General features: G+C 35.9%; 22 protein-coding genes, 1 tRNA gene and 4 pseudogenes. 15 read left to right on the forward strand and 12 right to left on the reverse strand.

The features are described from left to right. Positions 1 to 419: 419 nt before the first annotated feature. The 3 genes from OOK97_RS00645 to OOK97_RS00655 all read left to right on the forward strand — a co-directional run bounded on the left by OOK97_RS00645 (position 420) and on the right by OOK97_RS00655 (position 4,529). The gene (locus tag OOK97_RS00645) at positions 420 to 1,538 is read left to right on the forward strand and encodes a hypothetical protein (RefSeq protein ID WP_264705375.1); all 1,119 of its coding nucleotides are present in this window, start codon (positions 420 to 422) and stop codon (positions 1,536 to 1,538) included. A 272-nt stretch (positions 1,539 to 1,810) separates the two neighbouring features. Further along, complete coding sequence (locus OOK97_RS00650; protein ID WP_264705374.1) at positions 1,811 to 1,993, forward strand: hypothetical protein; 183 nt, start codon at positions 1,811 to 1,813, stop codon at positions 1,991 to 1,993. A gap of 28 nt (positions 1,994 to 2,021) precedes the next feature. Then, a complete protein-coding gene (locus OOK97_RS00655) occupies positions 2,022 to 4,529 on the forward strand; it encodes a hypothetical protein (RefSeq protein WP_264705373.1) in 2,508 nt (835 codons plus the stop codon). Between the two features lie 36 nt (positions 4,530 to 4,565). On the opposite strand, the pseudogene terL reads toward OOK97_RS00655, so the two are convergent. The 5 genes and pseudogenes from terL to OOK97_RS00685 form a co-directional block, all read right to left on the reverse strand. Next, positions 4,566 to 6,206: pseudogene (gene terL, locus OOK97_RS07345) on the reverse strand (phage terminase large subunit). Between the two features lie 116 nt (positions 6,207 to 6,322). Continuing rightward, positions 6,323 to 7,807 carry a DegQ family serine endoprotease gene (locus tag OOK97_RS00670; RefSeq protein WP_264705377.1) on the reverse strand — a complete coding sequence of 495 codons (1,485 nt, stop codon included), beginning with the start codon at positions 7,805 to 7,807 and terminating at the stop codon, positions 6,323 to 6,325. Positions 7,808 to 7,810: 3 nt separating this feature from the next. Then, the gene (gene hflC / locus OOK97_RS00675) at positions 7,811 to 8,683 is read right to left on the reverse strand and encodes a protease modulator HflC (protein WP_264705378.1); all 873 of its coding nucleotides are present in this window, start codon (positions 8,681 to 8,683) and stop codon (positions 7,811 to 7,813) included. A gap of 2 nt (positions 8,684 to 8,685) precedes the next feature. After that, on the reverse strand, positions 8,686 to 9,720 hold the full coding sequence (gene hflK / locus OOK97_RS00680; protein WP_006279849.1) for an FtsH protease activity modulator HflK: 1,035 nt from the start codon (positions 9,718 to 9,720) through the stop codon (positions 8,686 to 8,688). 82 nt (positions 9,721 to 9,802) lie between these two features. Further along, positions 9,803 to 10,018, reverse strand: a complete 216-nt coding sequence (locus OOK97_RS00685) for a hypothetical protein (RefSeq protein ID WP_006279848.1) — start codon at positions 10,016 to 10,018, stop codon at positions 9,803 to 9,805. A 215-nt stretch (positions 10,019 to 10,233) separates the two neighbouring features. Between OOK97_RS00685 and OOK97_RS00690 the strand changes: the two are divergent. The 5 genes and pseudogenes from OOK97_RS00690 to OOK97_RS00710 form a co-directional block, all read left to right on the forward strand. Then, positions 10,234 to 11,290: pseudogene (locus tag OOK97_RS00690) on the forward strand (actin-bundling T4SS effector WalE1 family protein); the annotation flags it as partial. 263 nt (positions 11,291 to 11,553) lie between these two features. Next, positions 11,554 to 11,718, forward strand: coding sequence for a hypothetical protein (locus OOK97_RS00695; RefSeq protein WP_153296807.1), 165 nt, complete (start codon positions 11,554 to 11,556; stop codon positions 11,716 to 11,718). Positions 11,719 to 11,934: 216 nt separating this feature from the next. Next, positions 11,935 to 12,204 (forward strand): divalent-cation tolerance protein CutA, encoded by a 270-nt coding sequence (cutA, locus tag OOK97_RS00700; RefSeq protein WP_395460184.1) that lies wholly within the window; start codon positions 11,935 to 11,937, stop codon positions 12,202 to 12,204. Beyond that, positions 12,195 to 12,269: transfer RNA gene (locus tag OOK97_RS00705), tRNA-Gln, on the forward strand. The genes cutA and OOK97_RS00705 overlap by 10 nt, the downstream gene beginning before the upstream one ends. Before the next feature lie 135 nt (positions 12,270 to 12,404). After that, positions 12,405 to 12,854, forward strand: coding sequence for a hypothetical protein (locus OOK97_RS00710; RefSeq protein ID WP_264705379.1), 450 nt, complete (start codon positions 12,405 to 12,407; stop codon positions 12,852 to 12,854). Between the two features lie 15 nt (positions 12,855 to 12,869). Here OOK97_RS00710 and OOK97_RS00715 read toward each other — a convergent pair whose 3' ends face one another. Beyond that, positions 12,870 to 13,157 (reverse strand): hypothetical protein, encoded by a 288-nt coding sequence (locus OOK97_RS00715; RefSeq protein ID WP_010962862.1) that lies wholly within the window; start codon positions 13,155 to 13,157, stop codon positions 12,870 to 12,872. Between the two features lie 681 nt (positions 13,158 to 13,838). Then, complete coding sequence (gene recG / locus OOK97_RS00720; protein WP_264705380.1) at positions 13,839 to 15,860, reverse strand: ATP-dependent DNA helicase RecG; 2,022 nt, start codon at positions 15,858 to 15,860, stop codon at positions 13,839 to 13,841. Positions 15,861 to 16,153: 293 nt separating this feature from the next. Here recG and OOK97_RS00725 point away from each other — a divergent pair, with 293 nt between their 5' ends. Continuing rightward, on the forward strand, positions 16,154 to 16,492 hold the full coding sequence (locus OOK97_RS00725) for a hypothetical protein (RefSeq protein WP_264705383.1): 339 nt from the start codon (positions 16,154 to 16,156) through the stop codon (positions 16,490 to 16,492). A 150-nt stretch (positions 16,493 to 16,642) separates the two neighbouring features. Next, positions 16,643 to 17,209 carry a hypothetical protein gene (locus tag OOK97_RS00730; RefSeq protein WP_264705384.1) on the forward strand — a complete coding sequence of 189 codons (567 nt, stop codon included), beginning with the start codon at positions 16,643 to 16,645 and terminating at the stop codon, positions 17,207 to 17,209. Between the two features lie 3 nt (positions 17,210 to 17,212). Here the strand turns inward: OOK97_RS00730 and miaA are convergent, their stop codons facing one another. Next, the gene (gene miaA, locus OOK97_RS00735; protein ID WP_264705385.1) at positions 17,213 to 18,106 is read right to left on the reverse strand and encodes a tRNA (adenosine(37)-N6)-dimethylallyltransferase MiaA; all 894 of its coding nucleotides are present in this window, start codon (positions 18,104 to 18,106) and stop codon (positions 17,213 to 17,215) included. Between the two features lie 75 nt (positions 18,107 to 18,181). Between miaA and OOK97_RS00740 the strand changes: the two genes are divergently transcribed. Next, on the forward strand, positions 18,182 to 18,652 hold the full coding sequence (locus OOK97_RS00740) for a hypothetical protein (protein WP_182309938.1): 471 nt from the start codon (positions 18,182 to 18,184) through the stop codon (positions 18,650 to 18,652). 314 nt (positions 18,653 to 18,966) lie between these two features. On the opposite strand, the gene OOK97_RS00745 is transcribed toward OOK97_RS00740, so the two are convergent. Next, a complete protein-coding gene (locus tag OOK97_RS00745; protein WP_253303449.1) occupies positions 18,967 to 19,923 on the reverse strand; it encodes an IS5 family transposase in 957 nt (318 codons plus the stop codon). Between the two features lie 73 nt (positions 19,924 to 19,996). Here OOK97_RS00745 and OOK97_RS00750 point away from each other — a divergent pair, with 73 nt between their 5' ends. From OOK97_RS00750 to OOK97_RS00765, 4 genes and pseudogenes are all read left to right on the forward strand, one after another. Beyond that, positions 19,997 to 20,407 (forward strand): hypothetical protein, encoded by a 411-nt coding sequence (locus tag OOK97_RS00750; RefSeq protein WP_264705386.1) that lies wholly within the window; start codon positions 19,997 to 19,999, stop codon positions 20,405 to 20,407. 12 nt (positions 20,408 to 20,419) lie between these two features. Continuing rightward, positions 20,420 to 20,692, forward strand: coding sequence for a 30S ribosomal protein S15 (rpsO, locus tag OOK97_RS00755; RefSeq protein WP_006279944.1), 273 nt, complete (start codon positions 20,420 to 20,422; stop codon positions 20,690 to 20,692). 14 nt (positions 20,693 to 20,706) lie between these two features. Further along, positions 20,707 to 22,980: a polyribonucleotide nucleotidyltransferase gene (gene pnp, locus OOK97_RS00760; protein WP_264705387.1), complete on the forward strand. Its 2,274-nt coding sequence runs from the start codon at positions 20,707 to 20,709 to the stop codon at positions 22,978 to 22,980. A gap of 205 nt (positions 22,981 to 23,185) precedes the next feature. Then, positions 23,186 to 23,569: pseudogene (locus OOK97_RS00765) on the forward strand (IS66 family transposase); the annotation flags it as partial. A gap of 28 nt (positions 23,570 to 23,597) precedes the next feature. On the opposite strand, the gene OOK97_RS00770 reads toward OOK97_RS00765, so the two are convergent. The 3 genes and pseudogenes from OOK97_RS00770 to OOK97_RS00780 all read right to left on the reverse strand — a co-directional run bounded on the left by OOK97_RS00770 (position 23,598) and on the right by OOK97_RS00780 (position 26,178). Continuing rightward, positions 23,598 to 24,457 (reverse strand): IS630 family transposase gene (locus OOK97_RS00770; RefSeq protein ID WP_264705388.1). Its coding sequence is split into 2 segments (ribosomal slippage): positions 23,598 to 24,133 and positions 24,133 to 24,457, totalling 861 coding nucleotides; the frame shifts between segments, so codons are not numbered across the junction. 88 nt (positions 24,458 to 24,545) lie between these two features. Further along, positions 24,546 to 24,707, reverse strand: a pseudogene (locus OOK97_RS00775) (transposase); the annotation flags it as partial. A gap of 58 nt (positions 24,708 to 24,765) precedes the next feature. Then, entirely contained in the window at positions 24,766 to 26,178 is a 1,413-nt protein-coding gene (locus tag OOK97_RS00780) for an IS4-like element ISWosp2 family transposase (protein ID WP_076612417.1), read from the reverse strand. Between the last annotated feature and the right edge of the window lie 433 nt (positions 26,179 to 26,611).

A 26,611-nucleotide genomic window follows, 5' to 3' on the forward strand; every position in this document is an offset into this window, starting at 1 on the left:
CTTTCAATAATATTTTTTATTTTTACTGCTTCTTCAAACTCTAGCATGCGCTTTTCTTAAATTATCCTTATTAATATTTGCTTTTGCCTCTATCCCACTTTTTCTTGTAAAGTATTTGATATAGATTTTATTATACTCTTTGGCATAACATTTGCAACATACTTTATCTATAAATGGAAATTATTATACTTGCAGCTAGACACAATTTGAAATAATTTACACTATAAAGTTAAGGAACGAGATCCCAGTGTCACGCACTGGGATGACAGCAGTCCTACGTCATACCGCGATTCATTCGCGGTATAGATTCCGCTAACAAGTAGCGGAATGACGAATTTTTGTTTTTCAAATTATCGTAAGTCACTTTAGCTATATCAGAGCAATAGAGGCAGTGCGTAGAGGAGCTCACCAGACAAGATTTGCTCAGGAGGCTCGAGTGTGAGCGTCAGGCTTCTAGTTGTGTCGATGAAATATCATCTCAAGCAGAGCTACATATCGGAGAAGGTGATGATGAGGATTACTTCACTGGTGAAAAAGGAAGAGTACTCGGAGATTTCTGGAATTTCTTTGAATCTCTCTTTACCCTTTTTGAAGTAGATGTAGATGATCCGAAAATCTACCAAATGCTCAAGGAGAAGAAAGAAAAAAATTGGCTTCTTTCGATAATTAAATTTATGCGTGACAAGCTTAAGGAGTTAATCAAGAAGATTTTTGCACGCGATTTAAGTTTCAATCAGAGGTTGGACAAAGAGATAAAAGAATTGCAGGAAAAATTAGGCAGTGGTGAGTTATCAGAAGAAGAGTTTGCAAGGGCGTTAGAAAGATTAACTGCATTGCAAGATCTGAAACTCAGGTTACAAATGGCCGTTGTCGGATGGATTGTTACAATGTTCGCAGAGATGTTTGGAGTTGAGTTGGCGGCTGCGGTAGAGGCATCTACAGAAAAAGAAGATAAAAAAGCAGAAAAAACATCATTAAAGGAAGAAAATAAAGAAGTTCATAAAGACGTAGAAATAAAGGTAGACGAAAGAGAAAAGCCCGCTGTGCCAGTTTCCCTTTTTGAAGTTTCACCCGGATTTGTAAGGCCAGTCCCTCTGAGCAAACCAGAACTTGAAATTGTGTCAGATCCTTTGAAACATCTATTGCGTCTTGCTGAGCTTGAAAGAAAATATCATGAAAATTCACAAAAACAAAAAGTGGACAAAGAAGAGAAAAAAGCGAAGCCGGAGGAACCGAAGAAAACTGAACCTGCACTTAAACAGGAAGCTCCAAAGGAGCCAGAGGCGGGGGAGCGTAAAAAAGGTTTCAGGTCTAAGAATACGGGAACAAAGATGCAAAAAGAGTGGCGCAACCTTACAGTTGATCATTTTCAAGCTCCATCAGGAATTAATGATAATGGAAAGTCTAATGCTAGTGCTGCTCAGCAGAGTTCTGTGGGTGATGCTCAACCACCAAAAAGATTGATTGATGGTGTAAAAGTTAATAATCATGTGGATTCAATAGGAAAGGCACCAGAAAAAGCACCATCGAGGGGATAGCTAGTGTTAGCTTTAGATGACAAAAGAGACTGGATCCCAGTGTCTGGGCACTGGGATGACAAGAAAAAGAGGTACTGGTATGACATTAAAGAGTAGGGATTGATGGCAAAGAGAAATACAGGTGTCATTCCAGCGCGTGACGTTGGAATCTAGAAAACTGAATTTTATGAAAAAGAGTGAATAAAATTTTTTGAAAAAAAATATAAAAAAGTGCTTGCACTTAATTTTATTTTTAGTATATTAGTTACATAATATTTTTACCGGGGGTAAATATGCCAAAAGATAATTACGTTAAACCAAAATATGGTGATGATACTAAACCAGGAGGGGGAAAAGTTTACTTAGACAGGGTGGATCCAAGGAGGATTGATGACTTTAGTGCAAAATGGAAAAAGCTGGAGGAGGAGAAAAGAAAGCAAAATCAGTCTAGTGGTCAATGTAGCAGTAAAAGTTAAAAGTTTGTGGTAATTTGTAGGGGGGGTTATGCCTAAAAATAAGATGACTAAAAAGCTGGTTGAAGCATTTAATTTTGATAATCGTTTTTATCGCATTATTGATACTAATCTTATTCTAGAAAGTAGATGGAATGGAGATTTTATTGTCATTAAATTTGATAAAAACATGAATGCTGAGCAATGCGTGAGTTATATGAATGACTTTAAAAATAAAGTAGTAGAAAGGTTTTATGAAACTGAAAAGGGTGCAGGTATAGCTTTTGATATTGAGTCCTTTCCATTTAATTTGGGGAAAGGAAAATTGCAGCCTAGCAAGAAAGGTATGAGATATGTTGCTCCGATAGAGGATGGCACAATTTTTAATTTAAAATGCTACTTAATATCTTCATTTGCAAGTAACATTGAAGAAGAACTTGGAGAAATTTTTGGCGTAGGATATTTAGAAGATTTGACAAGGTCTATGAAGTTTGATCGCAGGCATTATCTATACTGTACAGATTTTCGAGATAAAGAAGTAAGAGATAAGTTTATAGAATTGTTCCGGTCAGAAATTGAAAGCCATAATAACGTTTCTTCAAGCCTCCTTAAAGTTGAAGGTAATTGTGTATATGTTAAAGATATATTCAAAAATAATATTCCACTCATTGATAGCATGATAGAGCGTAATTTATGGCTCATGGGGCGTCATCTTCAAGTTCCTAGCAATGAGGATGAATATGTTGAAGCAATAAAGGATAAAATAACTGACTTGGTTCATGTTAAATCAAGTATTCCAATTTACATAATCTTTCATGCATCCTATTTAGGTAGTAAAGACAATTCAGTTCTTATACCTGTTGTGCAAAGTTTCGATGGGAGCTTTAGATCACTGACTCAAAAAGAGGCAAAAAATATCAATAAGGTATTTGGTTATTCTGTATTGCATAATGTTGATGATTGTATCACTAAGAAACAGTTAACAGAATTACTAGGAGAAGGTTATAAGAAAGGAGTATATGGTATAAATTTTTATGATAAGGAAATCTCGTATTGTGTATTGAGCAAAATCATGGAAAGCTCTGTAATCAATAAAGACCATGAACTGGCCATTGACCCTGAGCTTCCTCGAAAGCTATTAACTGAACCATCACTGAAACAGGAGTCTCCCACGCGGAGTCAGGGTGTAGGATTAGGAGAGTCTCCCAGGCAAGGGTTGGAAGAATCTTTTATGCTGCACAAAAAGTTAGATGTTCCTGGAACGAGTGGAGAATTCTTGCCACGTTCACATTTGAGTTATACTGCAGTTAGTCAGGGTACAGAGAAATGTGTAAGTGCTGCTCAAAATGTGCAAGCAGGACCTAGTACTTGGTCTCAGCCAATGAACCCTTTGTTATCACAAAGCACGTCCGGAAATAAATGGACGTCGTCAACGCAGTTTACCCAACCAGGACCTAGTGGTTTATCATGGACACAGAGTAGACCTTCATCATCGAAAGGTGCTGATGAAAGTATGCCAATAGAGATTCGGGATCAGCAAGTGAGATATAGGCCATCATTGACTCCTTTTCCTACAGCATGGGATGATTCAACATTCTTAAATCCTGAGGTTTCTAATGAGGAACCTGAAAAACAGCAAGTTACTAAGGAAGAAGAAAAGTTGTTTAAAGCATTGCTTTATTGGTTTAACTTAAATAATTATGCTTTGGATCCTCCTCATACTAACTTTATTGCAGAAAATGGGAAGATTGCTAGTTTTATTGATGATGGTGTTGATGTAAAAGAATATTTACAGGAGATAATAGATAAAACGAAAGAAGAGTATCGTGTCAATAAGGAAGAAGCCTATGATCTCAATGAGTTTCCATTTAAATTTCTTTCTAGTTGTGAGGAAAACCAAGAAACAACAGTTGTTGCTAATATAAGTCGTGGTGCCTTACTTAACTTAAAAGAACTTTTTAGTCAGGAGCATGAGGGAAAAGTAGAAATAAAAGATATCGACATTAACATCGTCGAAAAGTATGTGAAATCTAAAAAGGACGAATGGGTAAATTCCCAGGTGCGAGAACATGGGTTATCCCCTAAAAAAGCAATTACAACCTGTTATCCCGATGAAAGCGTATTAGAATATATTTCAATTACAAAAGACGAAGGTGGATACTGGATTAACCGTGATTATGATGGTTCGGAAGTAGAGTCGTTTAGGAAAGAGCAATGGCCTGCTAAAGGTATATCAAAAGCTGAAAAGATGAAGCCCGAAGATAATAAAGACAGCGGTTACTCTTCCGGGTTCGTAACTGATGCTGAAAACGTAAGCTCTAAAGCTGAGGCAACAACAAGTGGTTATGAGTCTATGGATTGTGAGAATACTGGAAGAAGATTGCTAAAACGTAGGTCTCAATCGCCTGTAGGTGAAGGTAATTCAACAAACAAATTTCCGAAAAGCGGAAGCAGTAGTTCATCGTCTGAAGAGGAAGCAGGTTCACCACACTCAAATTTTTCTGATTCCGATTCCGAAGGACTCTGCAAAAAGCTCCACAAAACTGGAATATCAAAATAGTAAGGGACTTTTTGGAAACTAACTTAGGTTTATTATCTAATCCACTACTCTCAGCCACCTAAGTGTTTTATTAGGGTTGGGGCCAAAGTCCCTGACCCTAAAAGTACTGGTGCTAGTTTTTCTCATCCATTGCAGATATTGCACCGTACTATCCACTTGATCATCATAACGGGCTTCCGGAAACATTAAAATCTCATACTCAAAATCATTAAGCCATACTGCTTGCTGTGGCAGAAAAACCCTGCCGGACTCTATCACCGGAACAATTTGATAAAATCGAGTGAGTTTGTCATTGTGTGGCACTATTTCAATAATCGGTAGATCGCTATTTGCCTTTAGCTCTTGTGTTAATTGTTGACCACTTGTTTTTGCTTCGATCAAAATTGCGTGTGGTGCCCATCTTGCAGCTAGTGACAGGACTTGCTCTTTAAGCTTTGGGTACTCAAGCTTTGCTCGATATGCATCAAGTAAATAGAATTTATTATCTATTTTTGCCCAGGTGGTGCAGATGCTAAAGTCGCTGGAATCGTTTGTTGAAACTGCAGTGTCCCAGCTTTGAGTTACATGTGAGAGATTATCAGGGAAATTTTTATAGCGCTTTAGCCACTCTTGTTTTATTATACCGCTTGAAAGTGGTAGAGGATTTTGTTGATATTGAGCAGCAAAAGCGTAACTCCCGAGTTCAACTTTTATCATCTCAACTTCTTCTCTTCCTCCCTCCAGGGGATATAATAACTCATTCTCTTCTCTTGAGTATAATACTCTTGCAGGTAGTGTCATTCCAGCACTTGATGCTGGAATCCAGTCTTTTGCGGTTGAATTTTCTGGATCCCAGTGTCTGGGCACTGGGATGACAGGAGGGGGGGTTGGAATGACACCAGTATGGTTATTATAGCCTTTCTTATAATAGTCCGAATGCGATAAGATATGTGTTTATGGCTATAGCAGGCCAGTAGCATATTACGGTCTGTTCGGATTATTGTAAAAAAAGCTATAATTGAATAAATAACCTCCTTATTTTCAGAAATCATTGGCAAACAAATGTGATGCCATATGTTTTTTGGCTTGGATAAGAGGTGCCCAGTTAAGTCTTCCAGGTGGAGCCTATGCATCACAAGCACAATTACTCCTTTTTTTCTATCGTTGAGTCTCGTTACTAAAGTCTGATCGAACCAGTTTGTGGCACGTTTTCTAAATGTTTCACTCAAAGCTTGAGCAGGGTTAAGCGGATCATCCACAATAATAAAGTCACCACCTTCACCGGTTAATGTTCCTCCAACTGATGTTGCGATTCTAAATCCTCTCTGCACTGTTTGGAATTTATATTTAGTGTTCTGGTCTTTGGATAGTTCTACTTCTGGAAATAGCTTTTTATACCAATCAGATTGCATTATGCACCTCGTATCAAGCGAATGTTTTTCACTAAGCAACTTAGAATAACTTGCAACTATTATTCTTGCAGTTGCCCAGTATCCATGCGGGCCACGCAACACTCACACATATGGACTTCATTGAACGCGGAGGCATATTGAGTATTATGCGCCTTACTTCGCCAGCATTCGCTGCTTCCAGCCTGTCTGCTATGACTTTTATGTACTGATAATCATTATACTCACATCCCGGCACCACTGTTTGAAAGCACAGTTCAATGAATTTTAGAAAATTTATATTATCCATATGTGTATTTTAGTGAATGGAATGTAGACTTTAATAGTTTTGATTTGTCTTGTAAGATTGAGGTGTTACAATGACAGGCTTACAATGCTGCTAATTTAGTAAATAACCTACGAGTGCTATTTCTTCAACTTTATCGAAGTAAAGAATTGATTTCCATTGCGGTAAATGAGCAACATTATTGAATCTTTACCGTTTTTCTTTACTGCTAAATCAACTTGTTTTTGGAAATCATCAGTATTTTCAATATCGATTCCATCTAATTGGATAATGATGTCTCCTTTTTTAATGCCGCGTAGTGCAGCGTTACTGTTATTATCCACACTAGTGACTATCACACCTTTTGTAGGTGGATCATTTTTGCCTTCTCTTAATTCTTTTGACAAGTTTGAAACAGTTAAACCAGTAGATGTTGATTTATTTTCTTCTTGATTATTATCTTGGCAACCATTCGTCAATTCCCCAATCACGGCCTTAATGTTAACCTCTTTGCCTTTTCTTAGTAACTTAATTTGCACCTTTTTCTCAGGTCCAACCCTTGAAACCATCTGAGGTAATTGTGTCATCCTATCAATTATTTTACCATCAAACTCTAATAATATGTCACCCACCTTAATTCCACCTTTTTCTGCAGGACTATCCTTTACTATACTTGCAACCAATGCGCCTTTTATATCTTTTAAACCCAAGGACTCAGCAAATTCTTTCGTTATAGGCTGAACTTGCACACCAAGCCAACCATGTTTTATTTTTTTGCCACTTTTTAATGTGTCAATAATTGACATAGCTAAATTAGATGGTATAGCAAAGCCTATACCCACATTGCCGCCAGACTCAGATGGGGAATAGATAGCGGTGTTAATGCCTATAACTTTTCCATTTAAATCAAATAATGGCCCTCCAGAGTTGCCTCTATTAATTGCAGCGTCGGTTTGAATAAATTCATTCATAGTGCCGATACTAATGTCTCTAGACCTTGCAGATATAATTCCTGTGCTTACAGAGCTACCCAAACCAAATGGGTTACCTATTGCAATAACTGTATCGCCAACCCTTGCTGTATCAGAATTACCAAATGCAACAAAAGGAAGATCTTTATTAGAATGAACCTTAAGCACAGCAAGATCAGTTCTTGCATCATAGCCTAAAACTTCTGCTTTGAAATAAGTATTATCGTTCATAGTAACTGTGATATCTTGGGCGTTTTTAATAACGTGACAATTGGTTACTATAGTTCCACCTTTATCTATAATAAACCCAGAACCAAGCAACACCACCTCTCTGTTAACACTAGGGCCCCTATCCATAAAAAACTGATCAAAATGCTCAAAAAATTCTCTAAAATCATCAAAGAAATTGTTTCTTGGCATAAAAGGGATTTTAGTTCTATTGTTACTTTCTTGTTTGATTATTTGTTCGCTTGAAATATTTACAACCGCAGGAATGAGTTCTTCCACTAAATCGGCAAGTCCTTGATTACAGTTACATGCAGTAGTGCTAGCATTAACGACCTTTTTTGCATTCCAATCAAACATATTAGCGTACGAAGAAAACGCAATTAGAAAATATGCAAATATAGATAAAATAAATGCCTTACTTTTCATAAATTATTTCCATCCTTTATTTAAAATATCTAAAAAGTTATTGTTTGGTGAAAGTACAAATTTAGTATTATTTTCGGCAAATGATTTACTGTAAGCGCTCATAGAACGATAGAAGTTAAAAAACTCCTCATCAACTTTAAATGCCTCATTATAGATTCTGGTTGCTTCAGCGTAACCACGGCCCCTTATCTCGTGCGATTCTTTTACTGCACTAGAGATAATTTCCCTCTTTAATTTATCAGCTTTTGATCTAATTTCCTGCCCCGCTTGCTCTCCTTCTGCTCTAATTTCTTTTGCTTCTTTTTCTCTTTCAGTTTGCATACGGCGAAATATTGCAGAACTATTTTCTTCTGGTAAATCTGCTCTCTTAATTCTTACATCTATTATTTCTATGCCAAATTTTTCAGCTTCAGAATAAACTCCACGCTGAATCAACTGCATAACCTCTGATCTTTTTTCATTCAACAAACTAATCAACGAGAATCTGCCTATATTTTCTCTTATGTGTGCTTCTATAATCGGATATAATCTTCTAACCAGCCCTGATTCATTCCTCACAGCCTGGTAAAAAGTAATAGGATTCGTTATTTTATATTTTGCATACGCATCTACTATAATACGTTTTTGATCTGCAGTTATCACTTCTCTTGGAGTTTTGTCAGGACTTAAATCTAAAACTCTTTTATCAAGAAACTCTACACTATTTATGAATGGCAACTTAAAATATAAGCCACTTTCCCTAACATCCCTTACAACTTTACCCAGTTGTATAACTATTGCTTGCTTTGTTTCTTGCACAACAAATATTGAATTAGATAAAACAATCAATAAAACAACAAATACAGAAACAAAAACAATTTTAATATTACTACTCATGGTTATTTTCCTAAATTTGTAAGAGGTAAATAAGAAAACATACCTTTCAGATCATCAGTTACAACAACTTTGTCTACCTTACTGAAAATATTTTCCATAGTTTCAAGATAAATACGATTCTTAACGAGAGAAGGATTCTGTCTATATTCCTCATAAAGAGATAAAAAGCGATTTGCATTACCTTTTGCTTCATTTATTACTTCATTTTCATATGCTTGTGCATCTAATTTTATCTTTATCGCTTCACCCTTTGCTCGAGGTATAATATCATTATTATAAGCATATGCTTCGTTTATAGTACGCTCTTTGTCTGCACGAGCACTTTGTACATCTCTAAACGAACTGATTACTTTTTCTGGTGGATCAATTTTTTTCATTTGAACAGATAAAATCTCTATGCCCATTTGGTATCCATCAAGAATCTGCTGCAATAGAATTCTAGTATCTCTAGAAATTTCTGGTCTGCCTTGACCAAGTGCAAAAGAGATCGTGTTTTTACCTATTATTTCTCTCATGGCACTTTCAGCAGCATTTTTAACACTGAAACCGGGTTTGTAATCCCGCACTTTGAATAAATAGTCCTTAGCATCTCTAACGCGCCATTGAACCTCGAAGTTAACGTTGACTATATTTTCATCTCCAGTTAGCATCACGCCTTCACCGCGATCTGTATCTCGCCCATAAGAACTACTTACCCCAATTTCTTCACGATTTACTTCCTTAACGTTCACTTTAAAAACCTTGCCAATAGGGTAGGGGAAGTGATAACGCAAACCAGGTGTTTCTGTATTAGAATATTTACCAAAGGTAAGTTCTATACTTTCTTCACTAGGATGGACAATATAAAAGCCAGTGCAAGCATAGAACAGCAAAATAATGAAAATGATGAAATAAGGTTTTTTGCCCCTGTTTCTGGTTAATCCATTAAGAAAGAACCTTATATCAGATACAGCTTTACTTAAAATATCTTCATTATTAGGAGTTTTGTTCCCTACCGGTTTCTTTCCCAGATTCCAAGGATTATTATCATCAAACATAATGATTGATTCTATAATTAATACGCTAATATTACTTCTTTAATAAGAAAATGCAAACATAAATTGCTATTTTATTTACAAATTAATCATCAGGATGGAAAACATGATCGTACACTTCCTTTTCTCTATGTAATATGGTCGACTCTATGGAATTTTCTGGCTTTTTTTTGAATTCTTTGTTGTCACTCTTTAAGTGCACTACGTCTTTGTGAAAATGGGAATTATACCTAAATAGTAAAGCTATTATTATTAAAGTTATAACAGCCAAAAAGATGAGTGTTCTTTTTCTATACTTCATAAATGCTGCAGCTTCTTGACCTAATTTTCTATGTTACCACAAAACACGTCAAGCGAAATTATTTGAAGACAAATAAATACTGGCAATCAATTTAACACTAACTTAAGAATCAAGGAATACAATTATACTATATTTAATTAATAGTGAGGTTTAAAATGTTAGCCAGTGAACAAACAAATTCAAGTCCTGTTAAAAAAAGTTCTACTTTTGTGGAAGCTTTGCAGGGTAAACTACATGATATAAAAAATTTCTCTAATTGGTCTGCAAAAGAGCAAATGGTTGCAGTAGGTGCAGTAGGTGTGATGGTTGGTGCATTACTTCCATTTGTGGCAGCTGCTTTACCGGTTGCTGCAACAGGTGCAATAGTTGCCCTTACTCTATTTTTTGCTGTGAAAGCAGTTGAATACACATTCAAAGGGCTCAAATGGTCAGCAGAAAAAACAGTTAATGGGGCGAAATATACTGCCGGAAAAGTTAGAGATGGTGCTGTACATGTTAAAGATAAGGTGAAAGAAGGTTATGAACATTCAGTAGATTCACTGAAAAAAGGCGCTAGTTTTGTAGGCGAAGGAGTGGCAAATAAGTTCCATAAGGCATCTGGTGAGACGGACTATTTAGATAAGGTAAAAAGGTTTACTCCAGATGCAATTAAGAAATCTGACGAAATAAGAAATGATATGAAAGCAATTTTTGCTGATAAAGGAAATAATTCTGGGTTAGTGAAAAATATACTTTCTGGAATATCGTCAGAAATTGATTTAAAAATGGCAGAGAAGGCAAAATCAGGGGAGATTGAACATACTTCTGAATGGCAAGTACAGAAAGAATTCATTAATAATTTAAATGAAAAAAGCTTGCATAACTTGTTAACACAAAGGTCATTACCTAAAGGTAGTTATTTCATCGACAGTGTTTTCTCTGAACATCACGATGAAATTAAGAAGGTTATTAAAGAATGTAGAGAAAATCATTTGTACTCAAGCGTAAGCAATATGTTTGACAGAGCAGAGAAAAAAGCTAACAGGCCTTCTGTCAAAAGTTTAACTAGGTCTGTGTCATCATCATTCTCTTCACTGGGAAGAAAAAACTCTGAACAATCTAACAGCTTGTCAAAAAGCAATTCACTAAATTCTATAGGAACTGTAAGTACTGCTACTGTCTCTGATTCAGATTCTCAGAACTTTGCAACAGTCCGTAGAAGCAATTCATCTAGTAGCTTAACTCCTAAGCTTACTCCAGTTGCTCCACCAAAGCCACCTAGAAGCCCTTCTATTGATAGTGGAAGAGGTTCATCTGGTTCTTCTACGCCAGAAGGACAAGGGCCTTCTAAAGAAGAAGTGTTAGAACAATTCGATCCGTTGTATAAACCAAATTCATTAAAGAATGATGTTAGTATTACAGATGGCATAGGATTAAAAAGGTAATAAACAAAACCACTCACCTTCTCTAAAAGGATGTTACTCAATGAGTAACGTCCTTTTTTTGTTTTTAAACTATAGAAAAATCCTAGATCCCAGCGGTATGCGTACAACCGTATGAACATTGTGATTTCTCTGCTAGGAAAGGTGTCATCCCAGTGCTTGACTACTTGGATCCAGGAAAGTTTGCTTGTTTACAAGCAAACTAGCATAGAAAGTGGTTACAACGTTTTCGATGAGATTATATGGAAAACTGGATTCCAGTGTCAAGCACTGGAATGACATCACAGGGGCACTGGGATGACACCTTTACGTTTGAGGCAAACTAGCTATAACACTTAACATACTACCTTTGCAAACAAATGTTCATACAGTACGCGCTGGCGTTATTTTCTCTTGATGAATAAACCTGAGTGGAGTATAGTAGCAATGCGTTTATATAGATTCTAATGAATAATTTAGTTTTCAACTTTTTCAAATTTAAATGAGGCTAAAACTATTTCTGAAGAATTGTTAAACGAGAAGTTAATTGTATGTGTAACTGAAGTAAATTCTCTGTATTTATGGAAGGGTGAAATTAACAGTGGTTGTGAAGTAGTGGCAATTATGAAGAGCAGGAATGATCAAGTTGATAAAATTGTAGAAAAAATCGAAGCAATGCATTCTTATGATCAGCCAGCTATTGCTGTGATGCCCATAGAAAAAGCAAATAAATCTTTTACTAATTGGGCTAATAGTGTTATTGATGTAAGTAGTATTGGGGTGTAGCCAAGTGGTAAGGCAGCGGTTTTTGATACCGCCACGCGAAGGTTCGAATCCTTCCACCCCAGCCATATTGAAGTGGGTGTGAAATGATATCACTTTTCTATAAATTAAGATTATTGAATTATATATTAGGTAGTCTAAAAGATATAATTGTGAAACTGTTTCTCTTCACAATGTATCTTTACACATTCAGCATTGTGCTCATGTTTCTCAGCAATGGTTTTTGGTATGCTGTAGAATTTTGCTCTTTCAAAAATGCGTTTTACCGTTTGTTTCAATATTGCAAGTGGTATTATGAAAATAGGGAAGATCTCGGTTACGGAATTTCTATTCGAATATTAGTGGCGTTTCTTACTCCGCATTTTCTCTATAAATTATCACTTGGCACAGGCTGGAAGTCCTTTTTAAAGGAAAAGATAATACAGATACTCAACACAAGAAGAAAAAAGGGTAGTGAGTTCAGTAACACAAGTGGCAGTAGTTATAGTGATAAGAATAATTACAGCAATAACAGTGGTAACAATGAGCGTCAAGCTCAAGATGCAAAGCGAAAAGTAAACATGATAAAGCAGCTATTAATCAAAGATATAGAGGCAACTATAGATAGGAGATTGAATTATATTTTTTTCGGTAAAAGGAGTAAACCTCATTAAGTATATAAAAAGGCTTTATCTAGTAAGGCTTTTTAAGGTTGGCTGTATTTTATTTTTTACGTATACCGGATCACAATCAGCCAATATACATGTGTGCACAAAATCTTGACTAAAGTCTGATAACCAAGAAATTGCCTTACGTTTTTCTACCAAGCTTTCTGTTTTTTTACAGTTACTTGCTGCATCAATCATTGCCTGCGCTATTACTGATTTCCACAGCAAATAATACCTTTGTATATCATCTGACGTACTATTTGTTTCATAGTGGTTAAAAAATTCTTTAAAATTGAAGTTGTTTGACATAATGATACCTCTTTGGATTAAAATTTGAATGATTTGAGTTTATGTTGCCACAGCAGATTCCGCTAACAAGCAGCGGGATAACGAATTACTTAACCGTCATTACACCGTCATACCGCGATTCATTCGCGGTATCTCAGCCGCTAACAAGAGATCCCGCTAACAAGCAGCGGGATGACGGTTGTCGTTTAGCCATAAACATTAAGAAATTTACCAAATAAAAAAAAGGCAAAAGAAGCCCCGTGGTTATTATCCGCTTTAAAATATTGGCGTTTTTTATGTTTTAAACGCTTGACAAGCGAAATTCAGCCGCTTTTAATTGCAACTAACTTACGCTGCAAATGTTTAAGAAATTTACTAAGCAGAAAAAAAGACAAAGAACCCCCGAGTTAGCTAGTCTTTTACTATCTCTGTCGAGTATTGGCATTTTTTGATGTCTTGTAACGCTTTATAAGCGCGTTCAGCTTATTTAGATAAAAATCTAGATGTAGATGAAGTTTTGTAAAGACATACAGTATCTATATACTGCAAAAAATTGAACATAAGACGCCGATACATTAAGTAATCCTTACCTTTTAATCTGCAGATTGGCGAAAGCAAATACAATAGCTTCAGTTTCATGATAAGGGGGCTGGCGAGGTTTGTCAAGGAAGTTTTTTTGTTTCTGCGGGCTACCTGGTTTTTCTACTGAAATTTTGAAAAATGTAATCTACTCCTATATTCAAATATATCAAGCAGTAATTCAAAATCAGCCATTGCGCCTTTTGCGTTATTATACGCGAGATTGAGCAGCTCTTTGTCCTGATATAAATCAGCAAATTTAAATTCCATACATCCTGATTGTTTTGTGCCTAAAATATCTCCACTGCCTCTTAGCATCATATCCCTTTCAGCAATGTAAAATCCATCTTGTGACTCACACATGATCTTTAACTTTGAAGATGAGCTTTTACTTAAATTATCGTATAATAATACACAAAAAGATGGCTTGTTTCCTCGCCCTACTCTGCCTCTTAACTGATGCAATTGTGATAACCCAAATTGCTCTGCATTTTCTATAATCATGATGGTTGCATCTGGCACATCTATACCAACTTCTATCACAGTGGTTGCAACAAGCAGAGAAAATTCATTCCTTTTGAAGGAAAACATAACTTGATCTTTCTGCTCCTGAGTCAATTTTCCGTGTATTATCCCGACTTTATCAAGAAATGTTTTTTGTAATTCCTGAAAACGCATCTCTGCTGCAGCAATATTGGTCTCTTCGTTTTCTTCTATATATGGACAAATCCAATATGCTTTTTCGCCCCTGTTTATAGCACCTTTTAGCTTTTCAATAACATCTGGCATCCTACTAATGTTCATAGTTACAGTTTTTATTGGCAATCTGGATTTTGGTTTTTCTTTCAAAATTGAACATTCAACATCACCATACATAGCTTGCTGCAAGGTTCTTGGAATGGGAGTTGCAGTAACGAAAAGTATATCGGCATTTTCTCCTTTTCCTACCAAGCGATTTCTCTGCATCACTCCAAATCGCTGTTGCTCGTCTATGACTGCAAGCCCTAAATTTTTAAATGTAACGTTAGCTTGAAATAGTGCATGAGTGCCAATCACTATATTTAAAACACCACTTGCAAGTTCGTTCATGATAATCTTTCTTTCCTTGCGCGAAGTTTTACCAGTAAGCAGCGCAACTTTTATATCGGTACAGGATAAAACTTCCTCAATCCAATTATAATGTTGCTCCGCCAAGATAGTAGTCGGTGCCATTAGAGCTGCCTGCATGTTGTTTTCTACCACATTTATCATTGCAAAAAGTGCAACTACGGTTTTGCCACTACCAACATCACCTTGCAGCAAGCTTATCATGCGATACTTGGATTTTTGTCTCTCTGAGATCTCATCTATTGCACGAGTTTGATCATTTGTTAATTGAAACGACAATTCATTTAAAACTTGCTCTTTGTATTTACTCAATATTATAAATTCTCTTCCCCTTTCTTTCACATGATTTTTTCTTGCAAGTTTCAGCGCTAGCTGATACGCAAACAATTCATCATAAGTAAGCCTTTTTCTACAAACCTCAGCTTCCGCCAATGAGCTTGGTCTGTGCAACTTTATGATGCTTTCCCTCCAACTTAACCATTTTTTTTGCTTGATTAATGTATCATCTATCCACTCTGGTAAATCAGGCAATTCCTTTAGATTAGAGCTTATTATGTTCCCAATGCGCTTATTGGTAATGCCACGGCATAATTGGTAAACTGGCTCTATGCAAGCTATTTCTTTAAATTGGTTGATGTCAAGCGACACGTAATCTGGATGAGTAATTTGCCAATGTTCAGCAAATTTTTCGAGTTTGCCACTGATGATCACATTCGCTCCAATTGGAAATAGTTTATATAAATACTTAACTGAGTAATTAAAAAAGACTATGAATATATACTGACTCTCACTTTCAACGACTATTTTATATGGTCTACCTCTAAAAGTGGGCGACTGATGTTCATAAACTTTTGCAATGAAAGTTGTAAATTCTCCAACTCGAGCATCAGATAGTAACTTGCTTCTATCCACATAACTAAGTGGCTTATAAAACAGCAGATCCACCACCTTGTCCCCACCACAAAGTTTAGGCAATATTGCGGAATGGAACTTAGGTATATTCTCCAGCCTGCTATTTAGAAAAATCTGATTGCTCATTGAGATTCATACATGTGTAAAACTGTTATAGAGCCTTTTTAAAATCTTGTCACCTTATGGTCAGGTATGCACTATAGCTAGCACAGCTCTCTAACGTCATACCGCGATTCATTCGCGGTATCTCAGCCGCTAACACGTAACGGAATGACGAATTTGTTGTTTTTAAAATCGTCGGTAAGCCTAAGTTACCCCTAACTATATTTGCTATCATAGGGCTTATAGTAGGTATTTTATTAACTTATTAATCATTTTTATGTGTTATTATACCATTAGCAGTCTATATCAAGGTATTAATGATGAACAGCTCTACACCAAAAGAAAAGGAAAATCCAATAGTTACACTAAGAGCTCAAGCAGGAAAGTTTGGTTTTAGCAGGTTGAGGGCTGGTAAAGATAATGCTGAAGCGAATTCTGGTGCAACTATGTACGTAGATCTTCCAAGAATGAAACTTGTTATTCAGAACAAAGTTATAACAAAAGAGCTTGTTGATGAATTATATAATAAACATACCAACCTCATTTCAAATGACAAAAATAAGTACCGCCAATTTGTAAAACAAGTTTTTACAGAGCTATTTGAATACTTACTATTACCCACAAATAAAAACATAGTATTGTATTTATTCAAATAATTTAATTTTATTAACCTGAAAGCTTATTAGATTAAAATTATTAAACTAAGAGTTATAATTTTAGCAACTAAAAGCTGTAAATTGCACCATATAAACAGTTATTTCAAGCACAAGTTATGCCATTAAGAGCTATGCAACAAACATTTATATTTGTGGGTAATAGTAAGATTTGAATATGCTGAAGCAGAAGTTCCAAATGATTCTATTCTAGAAGAACTAATCACTAATTGTAACCAGGCTGCTTATGTGGATGCATTGTATGGTAGAGGAGGACCTATCCTTCATTTAGCTGAAACATATGGGTTATTGTTTCAGTCTAATCATGTAACACATATTAATTGTAGTGATCCAAGTCATGCGGCAATCAGAATTGAAGAAAAAATTGCAGTTCGCACTTTTGCAGAACTGGAAGAAGAATTATGTAAATTGGATAGCTCGCTAGAATTCACACTTAAGTCTCAAGGTGATAAAAATGTAACATATGAAGATGGTAAATTGTCACTTACTGTTCCTAAGAGACTGAAGGACTATAATATAGGTGATAAAAACTTGTTTGACGTTATAAAAGAGTGTTTTCAGAAATTTTGCGAGAGGCTTGGATTTTTTAAAATAAAAATAGAGCATGGCTTGGATAAGCCACCAAAAGTGAACAGCCATCTGGAAAATATGGAACCGCCCATTCATAGCAATGAGTATGGAAATACACCTAGAAACTAACAATTAAAATATTTCAAGCGCTGTTAGCTCATTTGCACAATCAATGACTTCAGAACTTGGGAACTGGTTTTTAAACCAAGTATACTGGCGTTTTGCGTAGTGTCTTGTGTTTGTTTGAGCAATCTGTATCGCTTCGTCTAAAGTAATCTCACCTTTCAAATACTTTACAATTTCTGGCACTCCATGTGCTTTCATAGCTGGCAAATGTGGGGCTAGGTTCATGCTAAGTAGCTTTTTTACTTCATCAATTGCTCCATTTTCAATCATTGTAATGAAACGAGAATTTATTTTTCGGTATACATCTTCACGTTTAGGCAGAATTGTATATATCTTAAAATTATTGAATAAAGGAGGCTGTCTATTCTCTTGCCATACAAAAATTGACTTGCCAGTTTCAGTGATAACTTCAAGTGCCCTTGAAAGGCGGTGCGAGTCATTCATGAACACTTTACCTTGAATCCTTGGATCTTTGCTTAGCGCTAATTTGTAAAACTCCTCTTTACTTAAATTTTTCCTTAATTCGCTTACATTTTTCCTCACTTCCTGACTTATTTGTGGCATTGATGATAAGCCTTTGATTAAACTGCTGATGTAAAGCCCGCTTCCTCCAGTGATGATAGGTATTTGAGCATTTTCTAATGCGTGATTAACTTCTTTTTCTAAATCTTCTAACCATAGACCCACGGAATAATTTTCTTTTGCTGAAACATAACCATATAGTTTATAAAATACTTCTTGCTTTGGTGGTTGAGCAGTAATTATGGGAATTTCTTCATATACCTGCTTTGAATCACAATTTATTATACTAATATTTCCATATTTTTCTATCAGGTTATCGCATAATTCTGATTTACCTGAGGCCGTAATTCCTGTAATAATTACTATATTATTTTTCATTTATATTAATTTAATTAACATATGATAAAGTGTAGTAAAAGTTTGGATTCTACAATCTAAAGTTTGGAGATTTTTATGGCAGAAAACAACGACAATAATTCATTTACTAAGCGTTTCACAAACAGGACTCCTGGCGGTACAGGGGAAGGTTTTTCCAGTAAGTATTCGTCTCAAAACACCAAAGAACGGGCATTAGGGGAAAAAGGAAAAATTTCTGAATTAGCAGGCAAAAAAACCGAATCCAAGGAAGCTTTTTCTGAAAGTGGCGGCATAAAAAGTAAAAGCAGAACTGTCAATGAAAGATCTTTTGCTGATGCAACAAAAAGAAGTAGGTCAGATCTTATATACTTGGTCCGTGGTAAAGATCGTGGAAAATCAGCGTGGCATTATGTATTAGTTGATAAAGAGAAAAGAGAAATGTTTCTAGCAAAAAGCAGAACTGGCTCTATAGATGTTGCAGACTATGGAGAGATTTTGTATTCAGGATGGGGAGAGGATCCACCACAGGCAATAGTTGATAAAGTCAATGAAGAGTTTGGGTTGTAGCAAGTCTGCATAACAAATGGTAAGCTGCGTTGTATTATATTCACAAAAACTAGCGTATCTGTTTAGAGGAGTGGCTAATGTGCAAATATTGAAGCAAAGTGCGTGACACACAGCTGTACGAACATTGCAATATGGTACATAGTAAACGATGTCATTCCAGTGCTTGACACTGGAATCCAGCTTTTTCATAATCATCAAAATGTTGTATTTTAACATAAAACGGCTACTTTTATGCTTACCAACTTAATAAAATTCCTGGATCCCAGTGGGCTTTGTTGCATCGCTCTTCGGATAGTAGGTAACGTACAATAAATTCATGAAGCTATCTCAAACTTAGCCATGCCTATTTCAGTAAATTTGTTAAGCAAATAACACTTGAGTAGCAGTTCCTTCTCACGATTAATCTCAGATTTGCTCCTAAAACTAAACCCAAATATTCGCTTCAACCTTGAGAAAAATCCTTCAATATACGATCTTTTTCCGTAATTTACTTCTTCTTTCCATCTTTTTATACCATTCTCACCATGTAATTTCATTAACTGAATAGCGGCATTTCTATCAAGCATATAATCCAATTTTGGATGCTCTGCTGCGTTGTTTTTCGGAGGAATTTTCGTTTTTATACCATATTGATTACACAGCTTATAGAGCTTTTCTCTGTCATATGCCCTATCTGCATATAGTACTTTTATGACATACTGAAAATCGACTTCTTTTAGCAAATCACAAGCTCCATAGTGATCAGAGTAGACACCGTTACTGTATTTTACAGCTATGGCTTTTTTGCTGTTTGTATTCAACATTACATGCAATTTTCTTGTCTGTTCATAGCTGCGATACTTTCTATCTTCGCTATTTTCTTTGCTATGACCAGGAGTGTTGTTGTATATACTAATTCCTGTACTGTCTATAGTAATTTCGATATCTTCCATATTATTTTTATCAATTCTGCAATCATTGATCTTAATATTGAGTTTCTTAAACCTTCTTGATGATTGTGAATAGCTGATAACTTGCAAATTTTTCCCAATTTGCTCAAGGTATCCTGCTATAAACCCAACTGTTTGCCTCAGGCCTATTCTAAATAAACAAGTTATTATGTGCACCAAAATTACAACTTTATCGCTATAAATATTGTTGCCACCTGGTATTTTTGGACCATTCTCGTACCACTTTTCTATGGCTTCGTTGATATAATGAAAAATATTTCCTCTTTTTTCTAGAAATTTGTTATATTCGCTATGGTTACTGACCCTCATTTTTTGTGGCATATTTTTTCTTTCAAGGTTAAATGGCTATTTTATAATGAATTTTGTCAGTAGCCACCAGATTTTTTCAGTTGCTATGCAACAAAGCCCACTAGGATCCAGATATACAAATACTTACAAATCATGTAATGGACAAAAGATTCTAGGAGCATATGTCAAAAACAATGTTCGTGATGAAATAGGCTGGATCCCAGTGTCAGCTACTTGGATGACAGAGGGGGGTGGGATGACAGAAGATGATGGAGTGACAGGGAGTAATACAAAAAGTTTCGTCATCCCCATTGAATCGGCTTTAAAATCGATGTTCAAAGTTGAAATTTCCCTAGAAGATGCGGGGAAAATCAGAAAAGGTCAGGAAGTTGTATTAAATAACTTGCGTAATTTAAAGAATCATGATATTTGTTGTACGGTGGTGGGTAGTGTACCTATTGCAATCTGCAGTTTTATTTATGGTTGTGTGAAACCTATTCGTGTTTTTAATATTTAAAATGAGGTTTAGATGTCGATAACATCCGAAAAGAAAAAGAGTTTGATAAATATATATGCAATTAAAGAAGATGATACAGGTTCATCTTTTGTACAATGTGCAATTTTGACCGAGAGGATCAGTAACTTAACTGAGCATTTTAAAGTGCACAAGCATGACCATCACTCTAAGCGTGGTTTACTTATATTGATAGGTAGAAGACGCAAGCACTTAAATTATATAAAGCGTAAATTTGGTAATGAAGCCTATCAGGAATTAATAGAGAAGTTAGGCATTAGAAAATAATCGAGGAATTTAGTATGTTTAAAATTATAAAAAAATCTATAGAGTGGGGTGGTCGTGCCTTATCTTTAGAAACAGGAAAAATAGCACGCCAAGCTCATGGTTCAGTAGTTGTAAATTACGGTGATACTTCTGTTTTAGTAACTGTTGTAAGTAAAAAGAAGGAAGAAAATGTTGATTTCCTACCTTTAAATGTACAGTTTATCGCAAAAAGCTATGCCATGGGTAAGATCCCTGGCGGCTTTTTTAAAAGAGAAGGCAAGCCATCTGATAGAGAAACTTTAATCTCAAGAGTAATAGATAGAAGTATAAGACCACTATTTCCAGAAGGATTTAATGATGAAGTTAGTGTGGTGTGCAATTTATTAACTTATGATACAGTCAATCCTCCTGAAGTGCCAGCATTGATTGGTACTGTTGCAGCTCTTGCAATTTCTGGTGTTCCTTTTCACTTTACTATAGCTGGAGTGATGGTTGGTTGTGATGAAAATAATAACTATGTACTCAACCCTTCTGTTCAAGAGATGAAAGCAAGCAGCTTGGATCTGTTTTTGTCTGGTGATGAAAATTCAATTTTAATGGTTGAATCAGAAGTGAAAGAGCTCTCTGAAGAAAATGTTTTTAATGCAATAAAATTTGGCCATGAACATCTTAAGCCTGTCATTAAGCTCATAAAAGAGTTTGCTGATACAATTGGCAATAAACCTGAGAGCTTTACCCCTTTTGATGCATCAGATATAACACAAGAGCTCGAAAAATACGGTAAAGATTTTGAAAAAGCATATTCGCAAACAGTAAAACAAGAGCGAGTTCAAGCTTTAGAAGCGATCAGAGATAATATATTGAATGCTCTTAAGGAAGCTGGAAAAGACGAAAAGTTAATTACGTATGCAGTAAAAAACTTTGAAAGATCTTTAGTACGTGAAATAATTAGAAAGAAAGGTGTAAGGATAGACGGTCGTAAGCATGATGAAATACGTCAGATAGAAATTGAAGTTGATGTTCTATCCAAGACTCACGGTTCTGCGTTGTTTACCAGAGGTAACACTCAGGCGCTGGTTGTTACTGCTCTTGGCACTACGCAAGATGAGCAAATCGTGGATGATATTGAAGGGGATAGACGTGAGCACTTTATGTTACATTATAATTTTCCTCCTTTTTCTGTTGGAGAAATTTCTACTGGACGTCCACCTGGAAGAAGAGAAATTGGTCACGGTAAACTTGCTTGGAAAGCAATTCATCCTGTTTTACCCGATAAATCTGAATTTCCTTATACAATAAGAGTAGTGTCCGAAATTTTGGAGTCTGATGGTTCTTCTTCTATGGCAACAGTTTGTGGGACTTCTCTTGCTTTAATGGATACGGGTGTGCCAATAAAGGCCCCTGTTGCTGGAATTGCTATGGGCCTCATTAAAGATAAAGACGAATATGTAATACTTTCCGATATATTGGGTGATGAAGATTATCTTGGTGATATGGACTTTAAAGTAGCAGGAACTAGTGAAGGGGTTACGGCACTACAAATGGATATGAAAATTTCTGGTATAAGCTTTGAAATTGTTGAAAAATCTTTAGAACAGGCAAAAGCTGGAAGATTACATATTTTAGAAAAAATGAATGCAGTGATTTCAGAACACAGTGATGATGTCAAAGACCATGCACCAAGGATGTTATCATTTTACATAGATAAAGACAAAATTTCTGCTGCTATAGGTTCTAAGGGAAAAAATATACGCAGTGTGTGTGAAAGAAGTAATGCAAAAATTGAAATAGGAGATGATGGTAAAGTTTCTGTTTTTGCTACGAGTGGCACTGAAGCTGAAATTGCAAAGAGTATGATGATTGATTCAATAACAGAACTAGAACAAGGTTCTATAGTTGATGTCAAGGTTGTAAGAATAGAGAAGTCTATTGTAGAGCTTGAATTTCTTAATGGCAGAAAAGGAAAAATGCACATAAGTGAAGTAGCTAATGAACATATAGATTCTATAGAGAGCGTACTTAAACAAGATGATACTTTCAAAGCACTAGTAATTGACTTCGAAAAAGGTGGGTGTCCAAAGTTGTCAAGACGTCGGGTTGATCAAGAGACGGGAGAGTTTTTTGAAGGTGAGCTTTACAACGAGGAAAGGAAAGATGGTCCAAATGACAGGGATAATTATTACAATAATTCATTTAGTAGAAAACCTGGAGGAAGTCACCATAAGAGGCCTCCTCGTCCTCGTTCTGGTTTCAGCAACAGAAATAGGCCGAAATTTGGTAATAATGATTCATCATCAGGTTTTTATTAAGAGTAAACTTCTTGCGTTACCTCTCGTCATTCCAGTGCTTAACACTGGAATGACACCCTTTCTGGTGAAGGTTGTTCTCAAATCACAATGTTAGTACAATTGTGGTGTTAGCTATAGCTAACCCAAGGTATCCGTTCAGCGGAGTGGTAGAATAAGGTAGACAAAGTGATCTAAAAAGATAATCATAGAGCAAAAGTGAGGTAATGTGGTAAACCTTTTAGAACTTTGCAAAAATTTACAGCAAAAAATAGAAAAACTGAAAGCAGAGATAGAGAACTTAAAAGCAGAAAATAAAGCTTTAAAGATAGAGAACGCTGAATTAAAGGAAAGGCTTGGTTTAAACTCGAAAAATTCATCTCTACCGAGCTCTAAAGAATTGTACAAAACAAAAAAGGACAAGCCAAAAAGCGAAAGGAATGTTGGCGATCAGGTTGGGCATAAAGGAAATTTTCATGCTACAATGGAAGCGGATAAAGTAGTAAAAATAGAGTTGCCTAATATTTGCGAATGCGGAGGAGAGCTTGTAATATGCGAAAAACCTTATGTTCACCAAAAAGTTGATCTTCCGGAAATTAGGCCTTATGTAGTATAGCATTTCTCATAATAGTCCGAACAGGTCATAGGAAGGCAGAATCAACAGCACGACGAAAGGATTCGAATAGAGGAATGTTTTTCCTGGCTCTGTTTTTTATAGCAAACCAATGATGCTCAATTTTGTTGAAATCTGGAGAATAAGGCGGCAGATACAAAATTTCTGCACCAACCCCTTTAGCAAGCTCGATAATCTTATCAGACTTATGAAAAGTAGCATTGTCAAGAATGACAGTCTGTCCAGGTTCCAAGATCGGTGTCAAAAATTGCTCAAACCATCCATTAAAAACATCCATATTACAGTGGCCTTCAAAGGTTAACGGAACAACTATCTTTCTTCCACTTAAGGCTGCAACCATACTGATTCGTTGAGTTTTCTTTCCAGATTTTAAGGCATAAAACCGCTGTCCTTTCTGGCAATATCCGTAGGGGTAGTCTTCGGTGTTATCAATGCCAGACTCATCTATATACACTAAGTTTTTAGGTTCTTTTGTCGCTATAATTTTCAAAAATTCAGCACGTTTTTCTTCGTTTCTTTCCTTGTATCCATATGTCTTTTTTTGCGCGTAAATCCAATTTTTTTAAGGGCTCGATAGATCGTTTGGATACTAACGTTGTTCCAAAGTTTAGCCATTTCCGATAGAGTCTTTCCTCCGTGTTCTCTGGCAAATTTGGCAAAGGTATCCCAGTCGGTAATTTTGTGATTGTAACCCCCATTTCCAAGTTTTTTTGATTGAAAGTCTCCTGTTTCTTTTCTTCTTTGCTGCCACTCCCATAAAGTAGTTCGTCCAATCTTAAATCTTGCTGCCACTGTTTCTCTGCTTTCTCCTTCGTCTAGCGCTTCCATTGCTTTTTTTCTTAAATCATAACTATATGCTGCTGGCATTCAACCTCCTTATCATCATCTATCCTTATCCTATCACATCCGGACTTTTATGGAAAGAGCTATAAGAGGTTGTCCACAAACCAGTAAATCAAGCATATTCCCTACTTAACATAACTTTACTCATAGCCAGATATATGAAACTTTCAGTAGATGTTGTAAGTAAATCGTACTCCTTTGATAGCCTTCTATTTCTATTGATCCAAGCAAAAGTCCTCTCTACCACCCACCTTCTCGGCTGTACTGAAAATCCAGGTCCCGTTGTGGCAATAGTTCTAGTGGTGTATCTTTATGCACCCAAAACCTTACTATTACCCACAAATATAAAGTTCGTGAGCAAGTCGCCATCCTTCTGCTAGATCAAAGAGACGTCTCCATCCTTTCCAAATAGTAATGGGGCCTGGTTCTAGATCATTTTTTCTAGCCAAATGTCCTCCAAGTTGAGCAATCCATGAAACAGCTTCTTTTATAGTAGGAGTTGCATTTGAACATGGTTTTCTATGTATTTTTACATATAGAACTTTCCATTCTTCTTCGGCTAATAAGGTAGTACACGGTAATGTTGGATCAATTCTTGCAATTGTTGTAATAAAGAAAATTCTCCAAGCAATAATACTCATTACTGTTAAATATCGCATCAACCTTTCTGCTGTTCCAAGCCTACATTCTTCAACTTTGAGACCAGATTTTAAAATTTTATGTAATATTTCTATTTTCCATCTAAGACAATACCACCTAACTTTTTCAACAGCTTCATCAAAGGTATTGACTGGAAGATTTGTTAAAAGCATCCACTCTAGCGGACTTGTTTCAGAAGGAAAGTCTTTTTCAACAACGTAAACTGCATAGTGTGGTAATTTAAGTAATTCTTCTGTCTTATGCCTAATACTATTCTTAGATGGATGCATAATAAACTTTCCGAATCTAACTTCCAAATGTGCTGTTCTTTTTGGCTTATTATCTTTTGCAGGAACTTCAACTTTTACCGTACCTGCACAATGAGAGGATTTAATAAATTCCCATAACTTCTGCTCACCTTTTTCAGGATATCGAGATTTTCTATTTACTGCCCTATCTTTGGAAGCTCTAACTAACACTGCCGAATTAAGATTATGTGCAAGCTCAAAAAACTCATATATATCTGCTTCTCTATCGCATATAGTTATAGTCTCAGTTTGAGTTGAATCAATAATGTTGTTTGTGTTGCTTAAAGTTTCTAACCATTTTATACTCTCTTTATCTTCAATGCGGATACTGTCATTGTTCTTTTTTTTTATGTTTTCAGATTCTTCAGGTCTTGAATAAATTTTTTGATCTAGTATCCCTAGTACCAAACCTTCTATACTAACAGCTAGAGCTGTATGCATTATAATACCTTGACTATGTTTTCTTGTAATAACTCCCAATCCACTTGTTTTTTCATGGTCTGTGTATGAAATATAACTTGTATCTTGGATCACAAAAATTTTTTTATGGGCTTTTGTTCTTTCAACTGTTTTAGCAACGTGTGAAGCTAGAATATCGCCTTCTTTCACGTTCTCATTTTGAAAAAAACGATATGCTGCTTTTGCTTCTGACCAACTTCCACACGCCTGATTGATTGAGCTTTCAGGTAAACTTGTAAAACTATCAGCAATATTTACTAATCGGTCAGTTAACCTTTTATCTCCAAGTACAGCATCTCCAAATTCATTTTCAGCCCATTCATTATTCCTGTTTGCCATTTTTTACCCTCAATGTTTGCAAACTTTAATGTTGTAATACTTTATTTTTATGTCCATTTATATTTGTGGGTAATAGTAAGGATACAATCCAGGTTGGAATACTGAGTTGGTGAGTATAAAATTCTACGTCATGCCACCGCGAACCGTCATACCGCCACGGTATCTCAGCCGCTCACAAGTAGCGGGATGACGAGCTTATCGTCATGCCACCGCGAACCGTCATACCGCGATTCATTCGCGGTATCTCTAGATCCCGCTAACAAGTAGCGGGATGACGGTTGTCGTTTAGCTATAAATGTTAAAAAATTTACCAAACGAAAAAAAGGCAAAAGAAGCCCCGTGGTTGGCTAATTACTTACATTATACTTTCAAGTATGGCGTTTTTTTATTCTAAACGTTTAATAACCGCGATTCAGTTGCTTTTAAGCCGCAA

The organism is Wolbachia endosymbiont (group A) of Gymnosoma rotundatum (assembly GCF_947250765.1).
Classification (GTDB): domain Bacteria; phylum Pseudomonadota; class Alphaproteobacteria; order Rickettsiales; family Anaplasmataceae; genus Wolbachia; species Wolbachia pipientis.

What these genes read in the sequence shown, in the direction of transcription:
- rpsO (WP_006279944.1), top strand. Translation starts at nt 20,420, where the DNA reads ATGTCGATAACATCCGAAAAGAAAAAGAGTTTGATAAATATATATGCA.
- OOK97_RS00725 (WP_264705383.1), top strand. Translation starts at nt 16,154, where the DNA reads ATGATGAACAGCTCTACACCAAAAGAAAAGGAAAATCCAATAGTTACA.
- OOK97_RS00750 (WP_264705386.1), top strand. Translation starts at nt 19,997, where the DNA reads ATGCAACAAAGCCCACTAGGATCCAGATATACAAATACTTACAAATCA.
- OOK97_RS00695 (WP_153296807.1), top strand. Translation starts at nt 11,554, where the DNA reads ATGAACATTGTGATTTCTCTGCTAGGAAAGGTGTCATCCCAGTGCTTG.
- OOK97_RS00710 (WP_264705379.1), top strand. Translation starts at nt 12,405, where the DNA reads ATGTTTCTCAGCAATGGTTTTTGGTATGCTGTAGAATTTTGCTCTTTC.
- OOK97_RS00655 (WP_264705373.1), top strand. Translation starts at nt 2,022, where the DNA reads ATGCCTAAAAATAAGATGACTAAAAAGCTGGTTGAAGCATTTAATTTT.
- OOK97_RS00685 (WP_006279848.1), bottom strand. Translation starts at nt 10,018, where the DNA reads ATGAAGTATAGAAAAAGAACACTCATCTTTTTGGCTGTTATAACTTTA.
- miaA (WP_264705385.1), bottom strand. Translation starts at nt 18,106, where the DNA reads ATGAAAAATAATATAGTAATTATTACAGGAATTACGGCCTCAGGTAAA.
- recG (WP_264705380.1), bottom strand. Translation starts at nt 15,860, where the DNA reads ATGAGCAATCAGATTTTTCTAAATAGCAGGCTGGAGAATATACCTAAG.
- OOK97_RS00670 (WP_264705377.1), bottom strand. Translation starts at nt 7,807, where the DNA reads ATGAAAAGTAAGGCATTTATTTTATCTATATTTGCATATTTTCTAATT.
- OOK97_RS00650 (WP_264705374.1), top strand. Translation starts at nt 1,811, where the DNA reads ATGCCAAAAGATAATTACGTTAAACCAAAATATGGTGATGATACTAAA.
- hflK (WP_006279849.1), bottom strand. Translation starts at nt 9,720, where the DNA reads ATGTTTGATGATAATAATCCTTGGAATCTGGGAAAGAAACCGGTAGGG.
- OOK97_RS00715 (WP_010962862.1), bottom strand. Translation starts at nt 13,157, where the DNA reads ATGTCAAACAACTTCAATTTTAAAGAATTTTTTAACCACTATGAAACA.
- OOK97_RS00745 (WP_253303449.1), bottom strand. Translation starts at nt 19,923, where the DNA reads ATGCCACAAAAAATGAGGGTCAGTAACCATAGCGAATATAACAAATTT.
- pnp (WP_264705387.1), top strand. Translation starts at nt 20,707, where the DNA reads ATGTTTAAAATTATAAAAAAATCTATAGAGTGGGGTGGTCGTGCCTTA.
- OOK97_RS00740 (WP_182309938.1), top strand. Translation starts at nt 18,182, where the DNA reads ATGGCAGAAAACAACGACAATAATTCATTTACTAAGCGTTTCACAAAC.
- hflC (WP_264705378.1), bottom strand. Translation starts at nt 8,683, where the DNA reads ATGAGTAGTAATATTAAAATTGTTTTTGTTTCTGTATTTGTTGTTTTA.
- OOK97_RS00780 (WP_076612417.1), bottom strand. Translation starts at nt 26,178, where the DNA reads ATGGCAAACAGGAATAATGAATGGGCTGAAAATGAATTTGGAGATGCT.